We start from the raw sequence: 17,880 nt of genomic DNA, 5'->3' as shown, positions 1-17,880 counted from the left end.
ATGAATGGCACTGGCACTTTGCCATAATGCGAGGCATGCTAGCCGGTTTCGAGTGGTCGGCTTATAGTGCGCCACCGCGCATCGGTTACCTCATAAAAAAAGCATACGCCATGCCCGCCCCCTCCCTGCCATCGCCAGGCCCATCGCAGGATCGACGCTTGATCACACTCACTCCACCGCCGTCATCGCGTAGCGTGTCCAAGGCGCCCGCTGCCAGCCTGCGCGGGTCGATCAAGGGTGCGCTGGCATTGCTCGCCCTGATTCTGCTCGGGCTGCTGCTATGGCAGCTGTTCGCGCAGTTCAGCCTGACCCAGGCCGAACTGCGCAACAAGCGCCTGGAAGACACGACCGAGCTGGCGGACCACCTGGGTCTGAACATGGCGCTCAAGGCGCAGCAGGCCATCAACCTGCTCCAGCCCTACCCAACCGTGGCGGCATCGGCAGCTGGGCCCCTGGTGGTCACGCTGCGCGAGCGAGTGCCTGCGCTGCGCAGCGTGGTCTGGATAGACGATGCCGGGCAGATCGTTGCCGACAGTGCACCTGCCAGCGACGACCACGCAGTCATCGGTGAGGTGCTGAGGCTCAACCAGGAGCGGCCGTATTTCTTTACCAATGCGCCCAGCAACGCCAACGTGTACCTGTTGCTGAGCCAATCACCAGGCCAAGGCCATTGGCTACTGCGCTTGTCGCCTGATTATTACCGCGCGCTTACCGGCCACCTGCACGAAGCTGACCATCTGCTATGGCTGCTGGAAAACAGCCGTACAGGCGAGGTGCTGCAACGCGACCTGGCCGCCGAGCGCCCCGACGCGCCCTTGCAGAGCGTCATGCTGGCGTTCATCGACAACAGTGCCTGGCAACTGCGCGGCCTGTTCGACGCTGACCGGGCGCGCAATGACCTGCTGCCTGCCTTGATAGGCAAATGCCTGCTGGTGCTGTTCTGCGCCCTGCTCCCAGTGCTGGCGCTGGTCAACATGCGCCGCCGGCAGCGGGCCTTGCAGGAAGACCGCAGGCGTTATCAGGAGATCTTCGAAGGCACAGGTGTGGCCCTGTGCGTGCTGGACCTGTCCAGTTTGCCCGGCCAACTGGACCGCTATCACGTGCGCAACCGCGCCGCGCTCAAGCACAGCCTGATGCTGGACCCTCACCTGCGCCGCTCGCTCCTGGCGCAACTGAAGATCACCGAAATCAACCAGGTAGCGCGCCAGTTGCTTCAAATCGAAGACCACCAGCAGGCCTGGCAGCGCCTGATCGACGACAGCGGTGACGGCCAGGACAGCGTTGGCATGCAACTGCTCGAGGCCTTGATCGACCAACGCCCGTCCCTGGAGCTCGAGGTGCGCCTGCCTGCTCCGCATGGCGACGCACTGCACTTGTGGCTCACAGCGCGCCTGCCGCAATTGCGCCGCAACTACCAGGCCGTGATCCTCAGCATCAGCGACATCACCAGCCGCAAGAAGGTGGAGCTGTCGTTGCTTGAGCGCGAGCGGTTCTGGTCGGACGTGGTGCGTACCGTACCGGATCAGCTCTACGTCCAGGATATCCACAGCCAGCGGATGATCTTCAGCAACCGCCACCTGGGCCAGACGCTGGGGTATGACCGCACGGAACTGGCCCGCATGGGCGACCGCTTCTGGGAGCTGCTGCTGCACCCCGAAGACGCCGCGCATTACCAGGACCTGCGCCAACAGCAGCTCGACAACGGCCATGACTTGCCGCTGCACTGCCAGCTGCGTTTCCGGCACCATGATGGCAACTGGCGCTGCTACGACATACGTGAGCAAGTGCTGGCTCGTGACGCCGACGGCCGGGTGACGCGCATCATCGGTGTAGGCAAGGACGTGACCGTACAGATCGAGGCGAGCCAGTCGCTGCGCGACAGCGAACAGCGCTATCGGATGCTGGCCGAAAGCATCAGTGACGTGATCTTCTCCACCGACAGCCAGCTCAAGCTCGACTACGTAAGCCCCTCGGTGCAAAGCGTGCTGGGCTATCACGCCGACTGGATCTTCGCCAACGGTTGGCATTCGATCATCGCCAACCCCGCCCAGCTCACGGGCATCTACGGGTTGATGGAGCGGGTAAGCAAGGCGATGGACGACCCGGCTCAACTGGCCGAACTGCGTGGCCAGTTGCCGACCCAGCTGTTCCTGTTCGACTGCCTGCGCGCCGACGGCCGCAAGATCCCCATCGAGTTGCGCCTGGTACTGGTCTGGGATGACGACCAGCGTTTCGAGGGTGTACTGGGAGTAGGTCGCGATATCAGCCAGCAGCGCCGTGCAGAGAAAGACTTGCGCATGGCCGCGACGGTTTTCGAGCACTCGACCTCGGCCATACTGATCACCGACCCTGCCGGCTACATCGTGCAGGCCAACGAGGCATTCAGCCGGGTCAGCGGCTACGCGGTCAGCGAGGTGCTGGACCAATTGCCGAGCATGCTGGTCATGAACGACCAGCAGCAGGCGCACCTGCGCTACATCCTCAAGCAGCTCAACCAGCGTGGCAGCTGGGAGGGCGAGGTGTGGCTCAAGCGCCGCGATGGCGATCACTACCCGGCCTGGGTAGGCATCACTGCCGTGCTGGACGATGAAGGCGACCTGGCCAGCTACGTGTGCTTCTTTACCGACATCAGCGAGCGCAAGGCCAGCGAACAGCGCATTCACCGCCTGGCCTACTACGACGCACTCACGCACCTGCCCAACCGTACGTTGTTCCAGGACCGGCTGTACAATGCCCTGCAGCAGGCCGAGCGGCAGAAGGCCTGGGTGGTGTTGATGTTCCTGGACCTGGACCGTTTCAAGCCTATCAACGACTCCCTTGGCCATGCCGCGGGCGATCGCATGCTCAAGGACATGGCGCTGCGCTTGCTGGCTTGCGTAGACGAGGACGATACGGTCGCGCGCATGGGCGGCGATGAATTCACGCTGCTGCTACAGCCCCGGCCTACCCGCGAGCTGGCGTTGAACCGCGCCATTCACGTGGCCGAAAACATCCTCGGCAGCCTGGTCAAGCCGTTCGTGCTGGAGAACCGCGAGTTCTTCGTCACGGCCAGCATCGGCATCGCACTCAGCCCGCAGGATGGCGGCGAGTTGAGCCAATTGATGAAGAACGCCGACACCGCCATGTATCACGCCAAAGAGCGCGGCAAAAACAACTTCCAGTTCTACCAGGCCGAGATGAACGCCAGCGCCCTGGAGCGTCTGGAACTGGAAAGTGACCTGCGCCATGCCATGGAGCAGAACGAATTCATTCTGTATTACCAGCCGCAATTCAGCGGCGACGGCAAGCGCCTGACCGGTGCCGAGGCACTGCTGCGCTGGCGGCACCCCACCCGCGGCCTGGTGCCACCGGGCGACTTCATTCCCGTCATCGAAGAACTGGGCCTGGTGGTGGACGTCGGTGATTGGGTGCTGCGCGAAGCCAGCCGTCAGCTGAAGGCCTGGCACAAGGCCAAGGTGCGTGTGCCGAAAGTGTCGGTCAACATCTCCGCGCGCCAGTTTTCCGATGGTCAGCTGGGTACGCGGATCGCCAACATCCTGGAAGAAAGCGGCCTGCCACCGGCGTGCCTTGAGCTTGAGCTGACCGAAAGCATCCTGATGCGCGAAGTGAACGAAGCGCTGCAGATTCTGGCCAGCCTCAAGAACCTGGGCCTGAGCATTGCAGTGGACGATTTCGGGACCGGCTATTCTTCGCTCAACTACCTCAAGCAGTTCCCGATCGATGTGTTGAAGATCGACCGTACCTTCGTCGACGGCTTGCCCGAAGGTGAGCAGGATGCGCAGATCGCCAGGGCGATCATCGCCATGGCCCACAGCCTGAACCTGGCGGTCATCGCCGAAGGCGTCGAGACTCATGAGCAACTTGAGTTCCTGCGTGAGCACGGCTGCGACGAAGTACAGGGCTATCTGTTCGGACGACCGATGCCGGCGCATCAGTTCGAGGCACAGTTCGCCAATGAGACGTTGTTCATGTTCAATTGAGCCGCCCTTGACCCTGCCTTCGCGCTGCGGTTGAAACGGCAGCGAGGTCCCTCACGCCTGGTCGCGCACCACACGCAGGCAACGCCAAAACCGGACCTGAAAGTCAACTCGAATGCCCGCCCAGCCCAGCAACGACGCGGGATGCAACATGAGCCCCACTGGTCCGCGACTTGATGCCACTTCATATGCCAGCGGCGGGTCAATGGGGTAGAATGCCCACCCACTTCACCCCCGATCCTTGAGGACCGCCATGTTCAGCCGTGATTTGACCATTGCCAAGTACGACGCCGAGCTCTTCGAAGCCATGCAGCAAGAAGCCCTGCGCCAGGAAGAGCATATCGAGCTGATCGCCTCGGAAAACTACACCAGCCCGGCCGTCATGGAAGCCCAGGGTTCGGTACTGACCAACAAGTACGCCGAAGGCTATCCAGGCAAGCGCTACTATGGTGGCTGCGAATACGTCGACGTGGTCGAGCAACTGGCCATCGACCGCGCCAAGCAACTGTTCGGTGCCGACTACGCCAACGTCCAGCCGCACGCCGGCTCCCAGGCAAACGCCGCTGTCTACCTGGCCCTGCTGTCGGCCGGTGACACCATCCTGGGCATGAGCCTGGCCCATGGTGGTCACCTGACCCACGGTGCTTCGGTCAGCTCGTCGGGCAAGCTGTACAACGCCGTACAATACGGCATCGACGGCAACGGCCTGATCGACTACGACGAAGTCGAGCGCCTGGCGATCGAGCACAAGCCGAAGATGATCGTTGCCGGTTTCTCGGCCTACTCCCAGGTCCTGGACTTCGCCCGCTTCCGCGCCATCGCCGACAAGGTCGGTGCCTACCTGTTCGTCGACATGGCGCACGTGGCGGGCCTGGTCGCCGCCGGCGTCTACCCTAACCCGGTGCCCTTCGCCGACGTCGTCACCACCACCACGCACAAGACCCTGCGCGGCCCGCGCGGCGGCCTGATCCTGGCTCGCAAGAACGAAGAGATCGAGAAAAAGCTCAATTCCGCGGTCTTCCCAGGCGCCCAGGGTGGCCCGCTGGAGCACGTGATTGCAGCCAAGGCCATCTGCTTCAAGGAAGCTTTGCAGCCAGAGTTCAAGGCCTATCAGCAGCAAGTGGTGAAAAACGCCCAGGCCATGGCCAGCGTCTTTATCGAGCGTGGCTTCGACGTGGTATCCGGTGGTACCGAAAACCACCTGTTCCTGCTGTCGCTGATCAAGCAGGACATCTCGGGCAAGGACGCTGACGCGGCCTTGGGCAAGGCGTTCATCACCGTCAACAAGAACTCGGTGCCGAACGACCCACGCTCCCCGTTCGTCACCTCGGGCCTGCGTTTCGGCACCCCGGCCGTGACCACTCGCGGTTTCAAGGAAGCCGAGTGCCGTGAGCTGGCTGGCTGGATCTGCGACATCCTCGCCGACCTGAACAACGAAGCGGTGATCGACGCCGTGCGCGAGAAGGTCAAAGCCATCTGCAAAAAGCTGCCGGTGTACGGCAACTGATCGCTGATCGCTAACTGGAAAGCCCGGCCAGGTGCCGTAATGCTGTTCACTTAAGATCGTTGGGGCCGCTGTGCGGCCCCAAGAATTTCAAGTAAAAGCATTACAGCTAGGTGCCGGGCTTTTTTGTATCCTGCGTTTGGACCCATTCCGGTTAGTCCCCTAGCGCACATCGGCATAGCCTCTGGGCTCGTCCCTGAACGTCGGCGATGAATCACAAAGCGCACTCTTTGTCTGTACGCTTACTGGTGCATGGGCCGGGAACAATTGCAACGTAGCGTTCAGACCACTGCTCGACCCTGACTGCGATGCTAACAAGGCAGTAGACGAATGCCGCATCGCACTGCAGCGCTGCGCCTTTTCCAAACAGGTACGTTCTTGACCAGAGACCAACTCGAAACCCGGCAGACACCCCTTTATTTCGCCACCGTGCTGGCAGCCATCGCCTTCGGCCTTGTAGCCGATGCCTGTGCCTCTGTCCTGGAAGCACTGATCACGCCAGCCATCGCCGTGCTGATGTACGCCATGTTCCTGCAGATACCCTTTCTGCACCTGCGCGCGAGCCTGGCCAATCGGCGGTTCATGACTGCCTTGCTCCTGGCTAACTTCGTGCTGGTGCCCGTCCTGGCGTGGGCGTTGACCCGTGGGCTGACAGGCCACCCGGCCTTGCTGATCGGCACCCTGCTGGTCCTGCTGGCGCCCTGTATCGACTACGTGGTGGTGTTCACGCACATGGGCAAGGGCGATGCACGGCTCATGCTGGCCGCCACACCCGTGCTGTTGCTGCTACAGCTGGTGCTGCTGCCGCTTTACCTGGCGCTCATGCTTGAAGACGGCGACCACATAAGCCTGGCGCTCGGGCCTTTCGTGCAGGCGTTCGTGCTGATGATCGTCGTGCCGTTGGCCTTGGCGGTGCTGACCAGTGCACACGTGGCCAAATCAAAGCGGGTCAGCCGCTGGAACGACGCCTGGGCCTGGATGCCGGTGCCGGCGATGGCACTCGTGTTGTTCGTGGTGATCGCTTCGCAGATCGGCATCGTGTTGCAGGCGCTGGATCAACTGCTGCCCGTGGTGCCGGTGTTTCTGGGCTTTGCGCTTTTGGCACCGGTGATTGGCTGGGCGACGGCACGGCTGATGGGCTTGCCTGTACAACAAACGCGCGCCGTGATGTTCAGTGCCTCGACGCGCAATTCGTTGGTGGTGTTGCCGTTGGCGCTCGCCTTGCCAGAGCAGATACGAACGCTGGCAGCGGCGGCGGTGATCACGCAGACAGTGGTCGAGCTGATCTGCGAGCTGGTGTACGTGCGGGCGTTTCCAGTGGTCGCCCGCACGTAGGCGGGTTCAGCTGACCACGTGCAGGTAGTGCAGGTGGCGCTCGTACTGGTCGAGGATGTCGCCGATCACATCTTCACGGCTCCAGCCCATGACATCGTAGTCCTGCCCGCCTTCGCGCAGGTACACCTCGGCACGGAAGTACTTGCGTGCATCGCTGTTGTCATCGGCATCGCGCATGACGAAGCTCGGCGTATTGAAGGCGCGGGGGCGAACCTCGTATTTGAAGCGGCCCTCACCGGCATGAGAAAGCTCCAGCGTGATGCGGCCGTCTTCGCGCTCCTCCACCGTCACTTCGTAGCCCTGCTTGCGCAGCTCCTGAGCCACTTCCTCGCACGCGGGCTTTACCACCTCTCCAATGAAGCGAGTGACATGGGCCCTGCGCGGCATCATCGCGATATTGCGCAACCGACGCTGCCAGCCGCCGTGGTTCTGACGGCCCTGCCGCTGGCCCGGCAACGCCTGGGTTCGCAGACCACGCCGCGTGGCGTCCAGCCCCAGTGCTTTGAACAGCCCCCAGATGGAAAACAGCAGGATGATCGCGAACGGCAGCGCACTGGCGATGGTGGCGGCCTGCAAGGCCTTCAAACCGTTGGCCAACAGCAGGGCAATGGCCACTGCGCCCATGCTGACCGACCAGAACACACGTTGCCAGAGCGGTGAATGTCCCCTGCCGGACGAAGCCAGCATGTCCACCACCAAGGCGCCCGAGTCGGCTGAGGTGACGAAGAACACGACGACCATCAGCACCGCCAGCATCGAAATGGCTGTGGACCAGGGGAAATGCTCGAGAAACGCGAACAAGGCTAACGAACTGTCCTGATCGACCACCGTGGCCAGGTCTTTGATACCCCCGTGCAGGATCATGTGAATGGCCGAATCGCCAAATACGGTCATCCACAGCAAGGTGAAACCTGCCGGTACGAACAGCACGCCACAGACGAACTCGCGAATGGTGCGACCACGGGAAATCCGTGCAATGAACAGCCCGACGAAGGGCGACCAGGACAACCACCAGCCCCAGTAGAGCAAGGTCCAGCCACCAATCCAGTCGGTGGGTTCATAGGCGAATAGGTTGAACGTCTTGTTGACGATATCGGACAGGTACGCACCTGTGTTCTGCACATAGGCCTGGAGCAGGAAGACCGTAGGCCCGACTGCCAGGACGAAGAGCATCAGTACCACAGCAAGGCCCAGGTTGAGCTCCGAAAGAATCCGGATACCCTTGTCCAGGCCGCTGGCTACCGACAGCGTGGCCAGCGCACAGGTGACGGCGATCAGGATGACCTGGATCGTGGTGCTGATCGGAAGACCGAACAGCTGATGCAAGCCGCTATTGATCTGCAGCACGCCGTACCCAAGCGAGGTCGCCACGCCGAACACGGTGCCCAGGATGGCGAAGATATCAACCGCATGGCCAATGGGCCCGTAGATACGCTCCCCGATCAGCGGGTACAGCGCCGAGCGCAAGGTAAGCGGCAGCCCGTTGCGAAAACTGAAGTAGGCCAGGATCAGCGCCACGATGGCGTAGATCGCCCAGGCATGCAGGCCCCAGTGGAAGAATGTGATGTTCATCGCTTCGCGGGCCGCAGCCACCGTATTGGGGTCACCCACAGGCGGGTTGATGAAGTGCATCACAGGCTCGGCCACGCCGAAGAACATCAGACCAATGCCCATGCCCGCCGAGAACAGCATGGCGAACCAGCTCTTGTTGGGGTAATCGGGCTCGCTGTGGTCCGGGCCCAGCTTGATATCGCCGTAGCGGCTGACGGCCAGGAAGACGACGCTGATCAGCACCAGCGCAACGGTAAGAATGTAGAACCAGGCCGCATTGGTGACGATCCATTGCTGAACATGCTCGAAGACGCTTTGGGCATGCTCCTGGAAAAGGGTGGCGTATAAAACCAGCAACAGCACCAGTATCGCACTGGTGAAAAAGACAGGTGGGTTGATGGTGCTCCTGCGTTGTTGTTCTTCAGGCATAGGCATTGCTCCTTCTGACGTTCAGCGCTGCGCTCCATGGTTGGGCAGTCAGAACACGACTGCCCGTGGCGCATGATGAATGGAAGATGCTGAAACCTTACCGTCAGTTCCAGCATTTCCCAAACTTAAACGCTTCGCTTGCTTTTCAGATGCCCTTGAACCCGTCAGCCGAGGCGCTGTTTGAGCTCGGCAATGTGCTCAGGGCCAATGCCGCAGCAGCCACCCACCATGCTGGCGCCGCGTGCGCGCCAGTCTTTTGCCCAGGCCAGGTAGCCCGGTGGGTCCAGGTCTTCGCGCAGTTCGTCCAGCCCGTCGTTGGCGGTGGCTTCCTTGGGCTGGGGTGGGAAGGCGTTGGCATAGGCACCGATGGCGACTTCGCCACCTTGCTGATCGATGACCGAACGGGCGACATCGATGGCCGCGCCGATCACTTCCGGCTGGCTGCAGTTGAACAGCACCGCTGCTGCGCCCAGTTCGATCACCGCCTGCACGGCATCGGCCACCGGCTCACCGGAGCGCAGGCGCGGCACCGTATCGACGTCTTCATCCTGCAAGGTGAAGGACACCCAGAACGGGCGACCGTCCTCGGGCAGGTGGGCACGTATGGCGCGGACTTCAGCGATCGCGCTCTGGGTTTCGGCAAGCCACAGGTCAACGTGTGGCGCCAGGCCCTCAAGCAGCGGCCGCAGGACTTCCTCGACGCGCTCAGGCTGGAACAGGTCGGGACGATAGGACCCGAACAACGGCGGCAGCGAACCGGCCACCCTCACCGGGTGCGGGCCGGTATCGGCTGCGTGGCGGGCCAATTGACCGGCAACATTGGCCAACTGCCGGCCTTCTTCGGCAAAGCGCGCTTCACCAATGTGGAAGGGGACGACCGCATAGCTGTTGCTGGTAATGACCTGAGCACCTGCGGCAATGAACGCCGCATGCACCCCCACCACCGCTTCCGGCGCCTCGGTCAACGCCAGTGCAGACCATTCTGGCTGGCGGAACGGCGCACCGCTGCGCTGCAGTTCGCGGCCCATGCCACCGTCGAGAATCACCATCGCTCGCTCTGTCATATAACTACTCTGAAGGTGCTTATGAATAAAATTCATTATGTGGGTTAGATATATAACTATTTAATACCCTAATACTCATTTGGCCAACATTTCAGGTATGAACATGCGTTTTTCCACATTGCTCGGTGCAAGCCTTGCGCTGCTTGCGACCGCCACCCAGGCCTTTGCCGGCGCCACGCTGGAGCGGGTCGAATCACGCAAGGAACTGGTCAATGTGCTGATGGAGAGCTATCCCCCGTTCTCTTTTCTCAATGACCAGAACCAGCTCGACGGCTTCGACGTGGATGTGGCCAAGGCAGTGGCGGACAAGCTGGGTGTGAAATTGCGCCTGGAGACGCCTTCCTGGGATGTGATCGCCGCCGGTCGCTGGAGTGGGCGCTACGACATCTGCATTTGCTCGATGACCCCCAGCAAGGCCCGCGCCCAGGTGTTCGACTTCCCTGTGGAGTACTACGCCTCCCCGGCGGTCATCGTGGTCAATGCCAAGGATGACCGCATCCACGGTGCAAAAGATCTGGACGGGCGCAAGGTCGGCCTGACCAGCGCGTCGAGCTACGAAAGCTACCTGAACAAGAATCTGGTCATCGAGGGTGACGAGGGCCGAACCCTCGACTACCCCTTCGACTTCGTGCAGATCGCCCCGTATGACACCGACAATGTGGCGTTCCAGGACCTAGGGCTGGGCGCGGGCGTGCGCCTGGATGCAATCCTGACCAACCTGGTCACGGCCAAGCCGCGCCTGGACCAGGACAAGCGTTTCAAGCTCGCCGGTGCGCCGTTGTATGAAGAACCCAACTCGGTCGCCATCGAGAAGGGCGACCCAGAGTGGGATGCGAAGGTTCGCCAGGTGTTCGCCGAGCTCAAGGCAGACGGCACCCTGGGCAAGCTGTCGCAGAAGTGGATCGGCGCCGATATCAGCAAATGAGCACGTTTCCGCCCTCCCCCAAGCCCGTGGCCAGTACCACGGGCACACGCCTGCTGGGCTTTCGCACACGGTTGATGCTCACCTGGCTGGTGATGTTCGCCCTGTTCGTCGGGTTCTTCCTGAGCTTCGACCTCAAGTTCTCGATCATCCTGGAGAAGTTTCCCAACCTGGCCGGTTTCAAACTGGGGCCCAACGGTTTTCTGCAGGGCGCAGCGCTGACGCTGTTTTTGTGCATATGCTCGATGGTGGTGTCGGTGGCGCTGGGCTTTGCCGCTGCGCTGGCACGCTTGTCCGGCAGCGCAGTGCTGGTGGGTGTTGCCAGTTTCTACACGTCGTTTTTCCGCGGTACACCGCTGCTGATCCAGATTCTGCTCATCTACCTGGGCTTGCCCCAGATAGGCCTGGTGCCCGGCGCGATCAGCGCCGGTATCATCGCCCTGTCGCTGAACTACGGCGCTTACCTCAGTGAAATCTTCCGCGCGGGCATCCTGGGTGTTGCCCGAGGCCAACGCGAAGCGGCGCTGGCGCTGGGCATGCGCCCGCCGCAGATTTTCTGCCACATCGTCCTGCCGCAGGCCATGCGGGTGATCATCCCGCCAACCGCCAACCAGTTCATCTCCATGCTCAAGGATTCGTCGTTGATCTCGGTGATGGGGGTGTGGGAAATCATGTTCCTGGCCCAGTCCTACGGACGGTCGAGCTACCGCTACCTGGAAATGCTGACCACTGCGGCCGTGATCTACTGGGTGTTGTCGATCGCGCTGGAGCTGGTGCAGGCGCGCCTTGAGCGGCATTACGGCAAGGCCTATCAGCGCTGACGGTGCCTAGCGCCTGCCCCTGGCCAGGGGCAGGCGTTGCGTTCATCGGCAGCCGTGCTGCCGGATCGGACTAACGCCCCGCCTCCGCCACCAGTTTTGAAGAGAACTGGCCCACGGCGGTGACCACTTCCTGCGCACCTGACTGGATTTCCGTGATCACGGTACCCGCCTGCTGGGCCAGGCTCAGGCCCAGTTCAGCCTGCTTTCTGCTCTCGCCCATGCTGTGTACCGCCTCCTCCACCAAGGCGTTGTTCTTCTGCACCACCTCGACGATTTCCTGGGTGGCGGCACTGGTTCGCCCGGCCAACTTGCGAACCTCGTCCGCCACCACGGCAAAGCCCCGGCCTTGATCACCGGCACGCGCGGCTTCGATGGCCGCGTTCAGCGCCAACAGGTTGGTCTGCTGGGCGATGCCGCCGATGGTCGACACGATGGACGTGATCAGGTGCGACTGATGCCCCAGCGCCTCGACACCCGTGGACACGTTCGAGACCTGCTCGACGATGCGGTTCATGGTCTCCACCGTGTCCCTGACCGCCTCCGCGCCGCGCTGGGCGGAGCTGTCGGTCTTCATGGAGATCTCATAGGCAACGTCCGCTGCCGAGCTGACCTGTTTCTCGCTTTCGACCTGAGCGGTGATATCCACCGCGAACTTCACGACCTTGTACAGCCGCCCGCGGGTGTCGCGCACCGGGTTGTAGGAAGCTTCGAGCCACAGCTCGCGGCCGCCTTTGTCAAACCGCAAAAAGCGCTCAGCAACGAAGCGACCGTCGTTGAGGCTGGCCCACAGTCGCTGATAATCCGGCGACCGGGTGTAGGCCGGATCGCAGAAAATACTGTGATGCTTGCCAACGATTTCCGGGAGCGTGTAGTTCACCGTATTCAGGAAGTTCTGGTTGGCGGTGAGTATGGTGCCGTCCAGTGCGAACTCGATCACCGCCGTGGACCGGGAAAGCGCCTTGATCAGCTCGTCGTTTTCACGGGCCTTGTCGATGGCGGCGGTGACCTCGGTGCCGTAGGCCGTCATATGGGTCACCTCGCCGCTGGGGGCCTTGACCGGGCACCACGCCGCGCGCATCCACACCAGACGCCCATCAGCCGCGATGTAGCGGTAGTCGTCGCTCACCCCAGTGCCCTGGCTCATCGCGGTCTGGAAATCCTTGTAGCACGGCAAGTCCTTCACATAGTCGGGCGTGAGCGCGCCCATCGATGTGCCGACAAGCTTCGAAGCGTCGATCCCCACGAAGCTGGAAAACCGCGGGTTGACGGCCGTGATCAGCAGGTCGCGGTCCACGGTGATTTCAAGCATCTCGCTGGACCTGCTCTGTTGCGCAGCCCTGAGCCCATGCAGCTCCCGTTTGAGTGCCTCGACCTCATCCCTAAGCGCTTTGTTGAACATGGCGATCCTCGTCATTGCGGATGACAACTGTTGGGATTGAACAGGCGCTGACAGGCAGCGCACACCGAGTGCTACTTCACCTAACGTCAGGCTTGCCGCGGCTGAAGCAACCATGCAGCCAGGTCATCTGCCGGGAGGGGCCTTGCGTAATAATAGCCTTGCCCTTGATCACAGCCCCACCCCCGTAGCACATGATGGTGCAGGTCCGTCTCCACACCCTCGGCCACCACCGTCAGGCGCAGGTCGCGCAGCAGGCTGACCAGCCCGCGCACGATGTGCCAGTCATTGCCGCCAGGCTGCAGTTCGGCCAGCAGGGAACGGTCGAGCTTCACGCTGGTGGCGGGGATTTTGCGCAGGTAGATCCAGTTGCTGTAGCCGCTGCCAAAATCGTCGATGCCGATCGAGATGCCCAGGGCGCGGAAGCGCTGGAGCTGTTCCTGCACGGCATCGAAGTCGGCTACCAGGGCGCTTTCGGTGAACTCGAGCTCCACCAGGCTCGGGTGCACCTGATGTCGGGCCAGCGCTCGCGTGACATCTTCGTACAGCTGACCATCACCCAGATCGAGGGCCGAGATGTTCAACGAGACCTGCAACATCAGGCCGCTGGCCTGCCACTGGGCAATTTGACGGCACACCTGTTCCACCACCCAGCGAGTAATGCCGCGTATGGACGCGGTGGTTTCCGCCAGCGGAATAAACTCGGCCGGGCTGATCACGCCCAGTTGCGGGTGCGTCCAGCGCAAGAGCGCCTCGACCGCCACGCAGCGGTTGCTGCCAAGGTCGATCCTGGGCTGGTAGGCCAGGCTCAACTGGTCGGGTGCCAGCAGTGCGGCTTCCAGGGCATTGAGTATGGCGGTGTTGCGCCGCAGGTTGGCGTCCACCACCGGGTCGTACGCCAACCAGCGCTGATCGCTCTTGCGAGCGGTGTCGGTCATGCTGGCCATCAGGCGCAGGATGTCTGGCGAGGCGCTGGCGTCCACGCCCAGCGTCAGGACGCTGATGCCGACATCCGGCGTGACCGGTACGTGACCGCTGCGCAGTGGCCCACCGAGCGAAGCCACCAGCGTCTGAAGCCAACCAGCGAGAAAGCTGGTATCGCACGCCTCAATCACCGTCATGAAGCCCAGGGTACTGGCCCGATAAAGGCGGCAGCCGGGCGGAAGTGTTGTGAGCAGCACTTCTTTGACTGCCCGCATGAAATCGGTGAAAAACTCGATGCCCAGCGCCTTGAACAGTCGGTCCATACCCGCGGCCGACACCGGCTCGATGAACACAGCCACCTGGCCGGCCGTGATGGCACCTTCCTTGAAGTCCGTCTCGAACCGCCGCCGATTGGGCAGCCCGGTCATCGGATCGTAGAAGTTTTGCCGGTGGATCGACTGCAGACGAGCCACCACCACTTTGGCGGCGTTGGTCAGCAGATTACGGTCGCGCTCCGACAAGGCTTCGCGTGAGGCATGGTCGATGATGCACAGCCCACCCAGGCTGACGCCTGGCCGAACGATTAGCGGTGCGCCGGCGTAGTAACGGATGTGGGGGGCCGATTGCACGAGGGGGTTATCCACCGTGCGCGGGTCCTGCAGCGTGTCGCAGATCTCGAGCACCGTTTCCTGGCGCAAACCAAGGGCGCAGATGGACATTTCGCGCGGCGTGCGGTCGTCGGCCATGCCGATCTTGGCCTTGAATACCTGGTAATCGCGGTCGACGATGCTGACCAGCGCGGTAGGGACGTCGAAGTGCGCACAGAGCATGTTGACGACGCCATTGAGCACCGGATCCTCTCCATTTGCCAGGTCCGATGTAAGGCGGTCCACTTCAACCAGGCGCAAGCGCTCGTCTCGAAGGGTCGTCAAGTTGTCCATGAAAGCTCCGGTCGCGGTAACAGCAAATTCTAGCCCAGAAGGCACATTGCCAGCTTAGCTGTGATCGGTTTCTCTCGACAATTGAGCACCCCCACCGGCGGTCGGCCAAAAAATCTATTGGACGCCTGCGGTCAGCTAGCCTAAAAGGCTGTCAGCCGCGCTTGGCACGGCAGATCGCGTAGATGATGCTCAGCCTGTTACGGAGTCAGCCTTGGCCTGGTTCAAAGAAAGGATTACCGCCATCCTGCAACGCCTGCGACGTGCCGAACCGAGCACGGCCAGCCGCTACGTGGGCGCCGCGTTGATCATCGCTGCGTGCTCCCTGGCGCGCGCGCAGATGTCGCCTGCCGCGCTCCCCTACCTGTTTTTCATTCCTGGCCTGATGCTGATCGGGTTCTGGTTCGGCGCAGGTCCGTCCCTGCTGGGGTGCATCATGGCCGTGCTGATCGCCCAGTATTTTTTCATCGGGCCGCTGGGTTTCGATGCTGACTGGGCCACGTGGGCCAACAGCCTGAGTTTTGGCGTGGTGACTTTCGCCATGGCGGTGGTGTGTGCTTCGCTCAGGCGTAACCTGAGCGCCGTGGAGCAGCTCAACGAAACGCTCGAGCAACAAGTGCAACACCGAACGGGGGAGCGCGACAGCCTGTGGAACGTGTCCCCCGACCTGATCTGCACGTTGTCCGAAAACGGCCAGGTGTTGTCGGTGAACCCGGCGTGGCAGGTAGAAACGGGCTTCACTGAAGAACAGCTCAAGACTGGGACGTTCTACAGTTTCATCTCCCCCGCACAATTGGCGAACGCGTTGCGCGAGCTCAACCACAAGCCCATCGTCGAGCTCGACACCCAGAGCGTGCGCAGCGATGGCCAACCCTTGCTGCTCAACTGGCGCATTGCCGGGTTCGAGGGCCGTTACTTCGCCGTGGCACGTGATGTCACCCAGTACCGCGAGCGGCAGCAGGCGTTCGAGCAAGTCAGCCAGCAATTGCAGCAAAGCCAGAAGATGGAAGCGCTCGGGCAGCTCACCGGCGGCCTGGCCCATGACTTCAACAACCTGCTGACCGTGATCACCGGCACGCAGGACATGATCGAGCAACGCCTGGCGCAGGGCCGGCACGACGAACTGGGCCGTTACCTGGCGTTGGCCAGAGCTGCCACTCGCAAGGCCAGCACCCTCACCCACCGCCTGCTGACCTTCGCCAGGCGGCAACCGCTGGCCAGCACCACGGTCGATGTGGTGCTGCTGGTGGACGACATGAAAGAGCTGCTGGCCAGAACCCTTACACCCAAGATCGAGTTTCAATTCACCCCATTGCCTTCGCCAGCCTTGTGCTACTGCGACGCCCACCAACTGGAAAATGCGCTGCTCAACTTGTGCATCAACGCACGTGACGCCATGCCCCAAGGGGGCCGTTTGCAGGTGCGGGTCAGCAAGGTGACAAGCGGCACGGCTGAGCTGGAGCAGCTTGGGCTACGCGCGGGCGAATACATTCAGGTAAGCGTCACCGATACGGGCCTGGGGATGCCAGCCAGCGTTGCCGAGCGGGCCTTCGAACCGTTCTTCACCACCAAACCGCTAGGGTCGGGCACGGGTCTAGGGCTGTCGATGGTCAAGGACTTCGCTCGCCAGGCGGGCGGTACGGCAGTGATCGAATCGGTCATGGGCAGCGGCACCACGGTCAGTCTGCTGTTGCCCGTTCACCTGGAGCCCGTCCGGTCGAGCGTCACAGCGATCACGCACGCCACCCTAGCGTCCCGCACCGACAAACGCGGCAGTGCACTGGTGATCGAAGACGAGGGCGCGATCCGGGAGCTGGTCGGCGAAGCCTTGAAGGAGCTGGGCTTTGAGGTAATCGAAGTCACTCATCCTGCCGATGCGCTGCACCTGATCGAGCAGTGCCAAGACCTGCAGCTTGTGGTGACCGACCTGGTCCTGCCCGGCGGCCTGACGGGGGACAACATCGCCCACGGGGTGCGGGCGCGGGTGCCGGCGATGCGGGTGCTGTTCATTTCAGGGTTGATCGAGGCGCCCGCCAGCCTTACCGAGCAGCAGCCACATACACGCTTGCTGTCCAAGCCCTTCACGCTCGGTCAGTTCAAGGCGTGCGTCGAAGGGATGTTCAGTGACCAGGATGCACCCCCGCTGCTGGATCAGGCCAAACGCCGCTAGCGCCATGGCCGACAAGCGTCACATACCTCAGGGCTGCGAATCGATCGACGCCAGAAACTGGCGCGTCTGCCGGTTGGAGCGCAGGTGCACGACCCGGCACCCCGCAGGCGCCGTCGCCATCAGGTGCTTGATCTTGTCCTGTGAAGAATGCCGCGTGGACCAGATGAACCGGATGAAGCCAGGCAAATTGCGCAGCGATTCGGGGCAGTCGCCTGGCAGGTCCGGGCGTGTGTGGCCCAACTGGGTCAGGGTCCTGACCAGCACACGCCACAATCGGACCGTCAGGGAACGGTCAATCCAGATAAGCATTTGGGCCCTGGCAAGACGGTTGTCCCAGGTCGCCGAATGCCCGCCCTCGAAAATCCACCGTTCGCGCGCCTCCACTTCATGGCACAGGCGCGTCTTTTCGTCCCGGCTGCGCTCGACCCAGCCGGGTAGCCAGTGAATGGTATCGATATGCACGACCGGCAAGCCGGTTCGCTCGCCCAGGTGGCGAGCCAGCGTACTCTTGCCGGCGCCCGGTTGACCAACGATCATGACGCGTTTCATGGGGACTCCTTTTCAACCCGCCATTTTGTACAGGAGGCCGGGGTTGTAAAGAAGTCTCCAAGCTGCGTGCCAATTGCGCGCAGCCCGCTGGGCGCTGAGCGCTGAGCGCTGAGCGCTGAGCGCTGAGCAGATTGTGGTGCATCACAATACGACGCTTGAGGGGGCGTTTTGTGAGGTGGTGTTGGGGCGAGATTGGACTTTCAGGTGATTAGTACGGTGATGCCTGCTGGGGCGGACGTTACGAGAGAGCGCGTATCGCGTCGAAAGAGGCCTGGCATCGCGCCCTGTTAGCTGTAGAGC

The 17,880-nt window shown here is 62.2% G+C and carries 10 protein-coding genes and 2 pseudogenes; 6 read left to right on the top strand and 6 right to left on the bottom strand.

Annotated elements, in window-relative coordinates:
- The first annotated feature begins 110 nt into the window (after positions 1-110).
- From ACF8E5_RS19025 to ACF8E5_RS19015, 3 genes are all read left to right on the top strand, one after another.
- Complete coding sequence (locus ACF8E5_RS19025; RefSeq protein ID WP_196125967.1) at positions 111-3,980, top strand: bifunctional diguanylate cyclase/phosphodiesterase; 3,870 nt, start codon at positions 111-113, stop codon at positions 3,978-3,980.
- Positions 3,981-4,230: 250 nt separating this feature from the next.
- A complete protein-coding gene (glyA, locus tag ACF8E5_RS19020) occupies positions 4,231-5,484 on the top strand; it encodes a serine hydroxymethyltransferase (RefSeq protein WP_326383406.1) in 1,254 nt (417 codons plus the stop codon).
- A 375-nt stretch (positions 5,485-5,859) separates the two neighbouring features.
- Positions 5,860-6,816 (top strand): arsenic resistance protein, encoded by a 957-nt coding sequence (locus ACF8E5_RS19015; RefSeq protein ID WP_196186348.1) that lies wholly within the window; start codon positions 5,860-5,862, stop codon positions 6,814-6,816.
- A gap of 6 nt (positions 6,817-6,822) precedes the next feature.
- On the opposite strand, the gene ACF8E5_RS19010 is transcribed toward ACF8E5_RS19015, so the two are convergent.
- A complete protein-coding gene (locus tag ACF8E5_RS19010; protein WP_058638625.1) occupies positions 6,823-8,796 on the bottom strand; it encodes a choline BCCT transporter BetT in 1,974 nt (657 codons plus the stop codon).
- 164 nt (positions 8,797-8,960) lie between these two features.
- Entirely contained in the window at positions 8,961-9,845 is an 885-nt protein-coding gene (locus tag ACF8E5_RS19005) for a homocysteine S-methyltransferase family protein (protein ID WP_178102749.1), read from the bottom strand.
- A gap of 118 nt (positions 9,846-9,963) precedes the next feature.
- On the opposite strand from ACF8E5_RS19005, the gene ACF8E5_RS19000 reads away from it, so the two are divergent.
- Positions 9,964-10,785 carry an ABC transporter substrate-binding protein gene (locus ACF8E5_RS19000; protein WP_058638626.1) on the top strand — a complete coding sequence of 274 codons (822 nt, stop codon included), beginning with the start codon at positions 9,964-9,966 and terminating at the stop codon, positions 10,783-10,785.
- Positions 10,782-11,603: an amino acid ABC transporter permease gene (locus ACF8E5_RS18995; protein ID WP_058638627.1), complete on the top strand. Its 822-nt coding sequence runs from the start codon at positions 10,782-10,784 to the stop codon at positions 11,601-11,603. The genes ACF8E5_RS19000 and ACF8E5_RS18995 overlap by 4 nt, the downstream gene beginning before the upstream one ends.
- A 70-nt stretch (positions 11,604-11,673) precedes the next feature.
- Here ACF8E5_RS18995 and ACF8E5_RS18990 read toward each other — a convergent pair.
- The 3 genes and pseudogenes from ACF8E5_RS18990 to ACF8E5_RS18980 all read right to left on the bottom strand — a co-directional run.
- Positions 11,674-12,123: pseudogene (locus tag ACF8E5_RS18990) on the bottom strand (methyl-accepting chemotaxis protein); the annotation flags it as partial.
- 102 nt (positions 12,124-12,225) lie between these two features.
- Positions 12,226-12,912, bottom strand: a pseudogene (locus tag ACF8E5_RS18985) (PAS domain-containing protein); the annotation flags it as partial.
- A 176-nt stretch (positions 12,913-13,088) separates the two neighbouring features.
- Entirely contained in the window at positions 13,089-14,864 is a 1,776-nt protein-coding gene (locus ACF8E5_RS18980) for an EAL domain-containing protein (protein WP_392475666.1), read from the bottom strand.
- A gap of 211 nt (positions 14,865-15,075) precedes the next feature.
- Here ACF8E5_RS18980 and ACF8E5_RS18975 point away from each other — a divergent pair, with 211 nt between their 5' ends.
- Positions 15,076-17,031, top strand: coding sequence for an ATP-binding protein (locus ACF8E5_RS18975; RefSeq protein ID WP_392475665.1), 1,956 nt, complete (start codon positions 15,076-15,078; stop codon positions 17,029-17,031).
- Between the two features lie 27 nt (positions 17,032-17,058).
- On the opposite strand, the gene ACF8E5_RS18970 is transcribed toward ACF8E5_RS18975, so the two are convergent.
- The gene (locus ACF8E5_RS18970; RefSeq protein ID WP_392475664.1) at positions 17,059-17,580 is read right to left on the bottom strand and encodes an AAA family ATPase; all 522 of its coding nucleotides are present in this window, start codon (positions 17,578-17,580) and stop codon (positions 17,059-17,061) included.
- Positions 17,581-17,880: the final 300 nt, after the last annotated feature.

The sequence above is a fragment of the Pseudomonas sp. WSY_20 genome, from assembly GCF_043104335.1.
In the GTDB taxonomy this organism is placed as follows: Bacteria; Pseudomonadota; Gammaproteobacteria; order Pseudomonadales; family Pseudomonadaceae; genus Aquipseudomonas; species Aquipseudomonas parafulva_B.
Note: the sequence above shows the minus strand (reverse complement) of the source record. Positions and strands in the feature narration are given on the sequence as shown.

What these genes read in the sequence shown, in the direction of transcription:
- ACF8E5_RS19000 (WP_058638626.1), top strand. Translation starts at nt 9,964, where the DNA reads ATGCGTTTTTCCACATTGCTCGGTGCAAGCCTTGCGCTGCTTGCGACC.
- ACF8E5_RS18995 (WP_058638627.1), top strand. Translation starts at nt 10,782, where the DNA reads ATGAGCACGTTTCCGCCCTCCCCCAAGCCCGTGGCCAGTACCACGGGC.
- ACF8E5_RS19010 (WP_058638625.1), bottom strand. Translation starts at nt 8,796, where the DNA reads ATGCCTGAAGAACAACAACGCAGGAGCACCATCAACCCACCTGTCTTT.
- glyA (WP_326383406.1), top strand. Translation starts at nt 4,231, where the DNA reads ATGTTCAGCCGTGATTTGACCATTGCCAAGTACGACGCCGAGCTCTTC.
- ACF8E5_RS18980 (WP_392475666.1), bottom strand. Translation starts at nt 14,864, where the DNA reads ATGGACAACTTGACGACCCTTCGAGACGAGCGCTTGCGCCTGGTTGAA.
- ACF8E5_RS18970 (WP_392475664.1), bottom strand. Translation starts at nt 17,580, where the DNA reads ATGAAACGCGTCATGATCGTTGGTCAACCGGGCGCCGGCAAGAGTACG.
- ACF8E5_RS19005 (WP_178102749.1), bottom strand. Translation starts at nt 9,845, where the DNA reads ATGGTGATTCTCGACGGTGGCATGGGCCGCGAACTGCAGCGCAGCGGT.
- ACF8E5_RS19025 (WP_196125967.1), top strand. Translation starts at nt 111, where the DNA reads ATGCCCGCCCCCTCCCTGCCATCGCCAGGCCCATCGCAGGATCGACGC.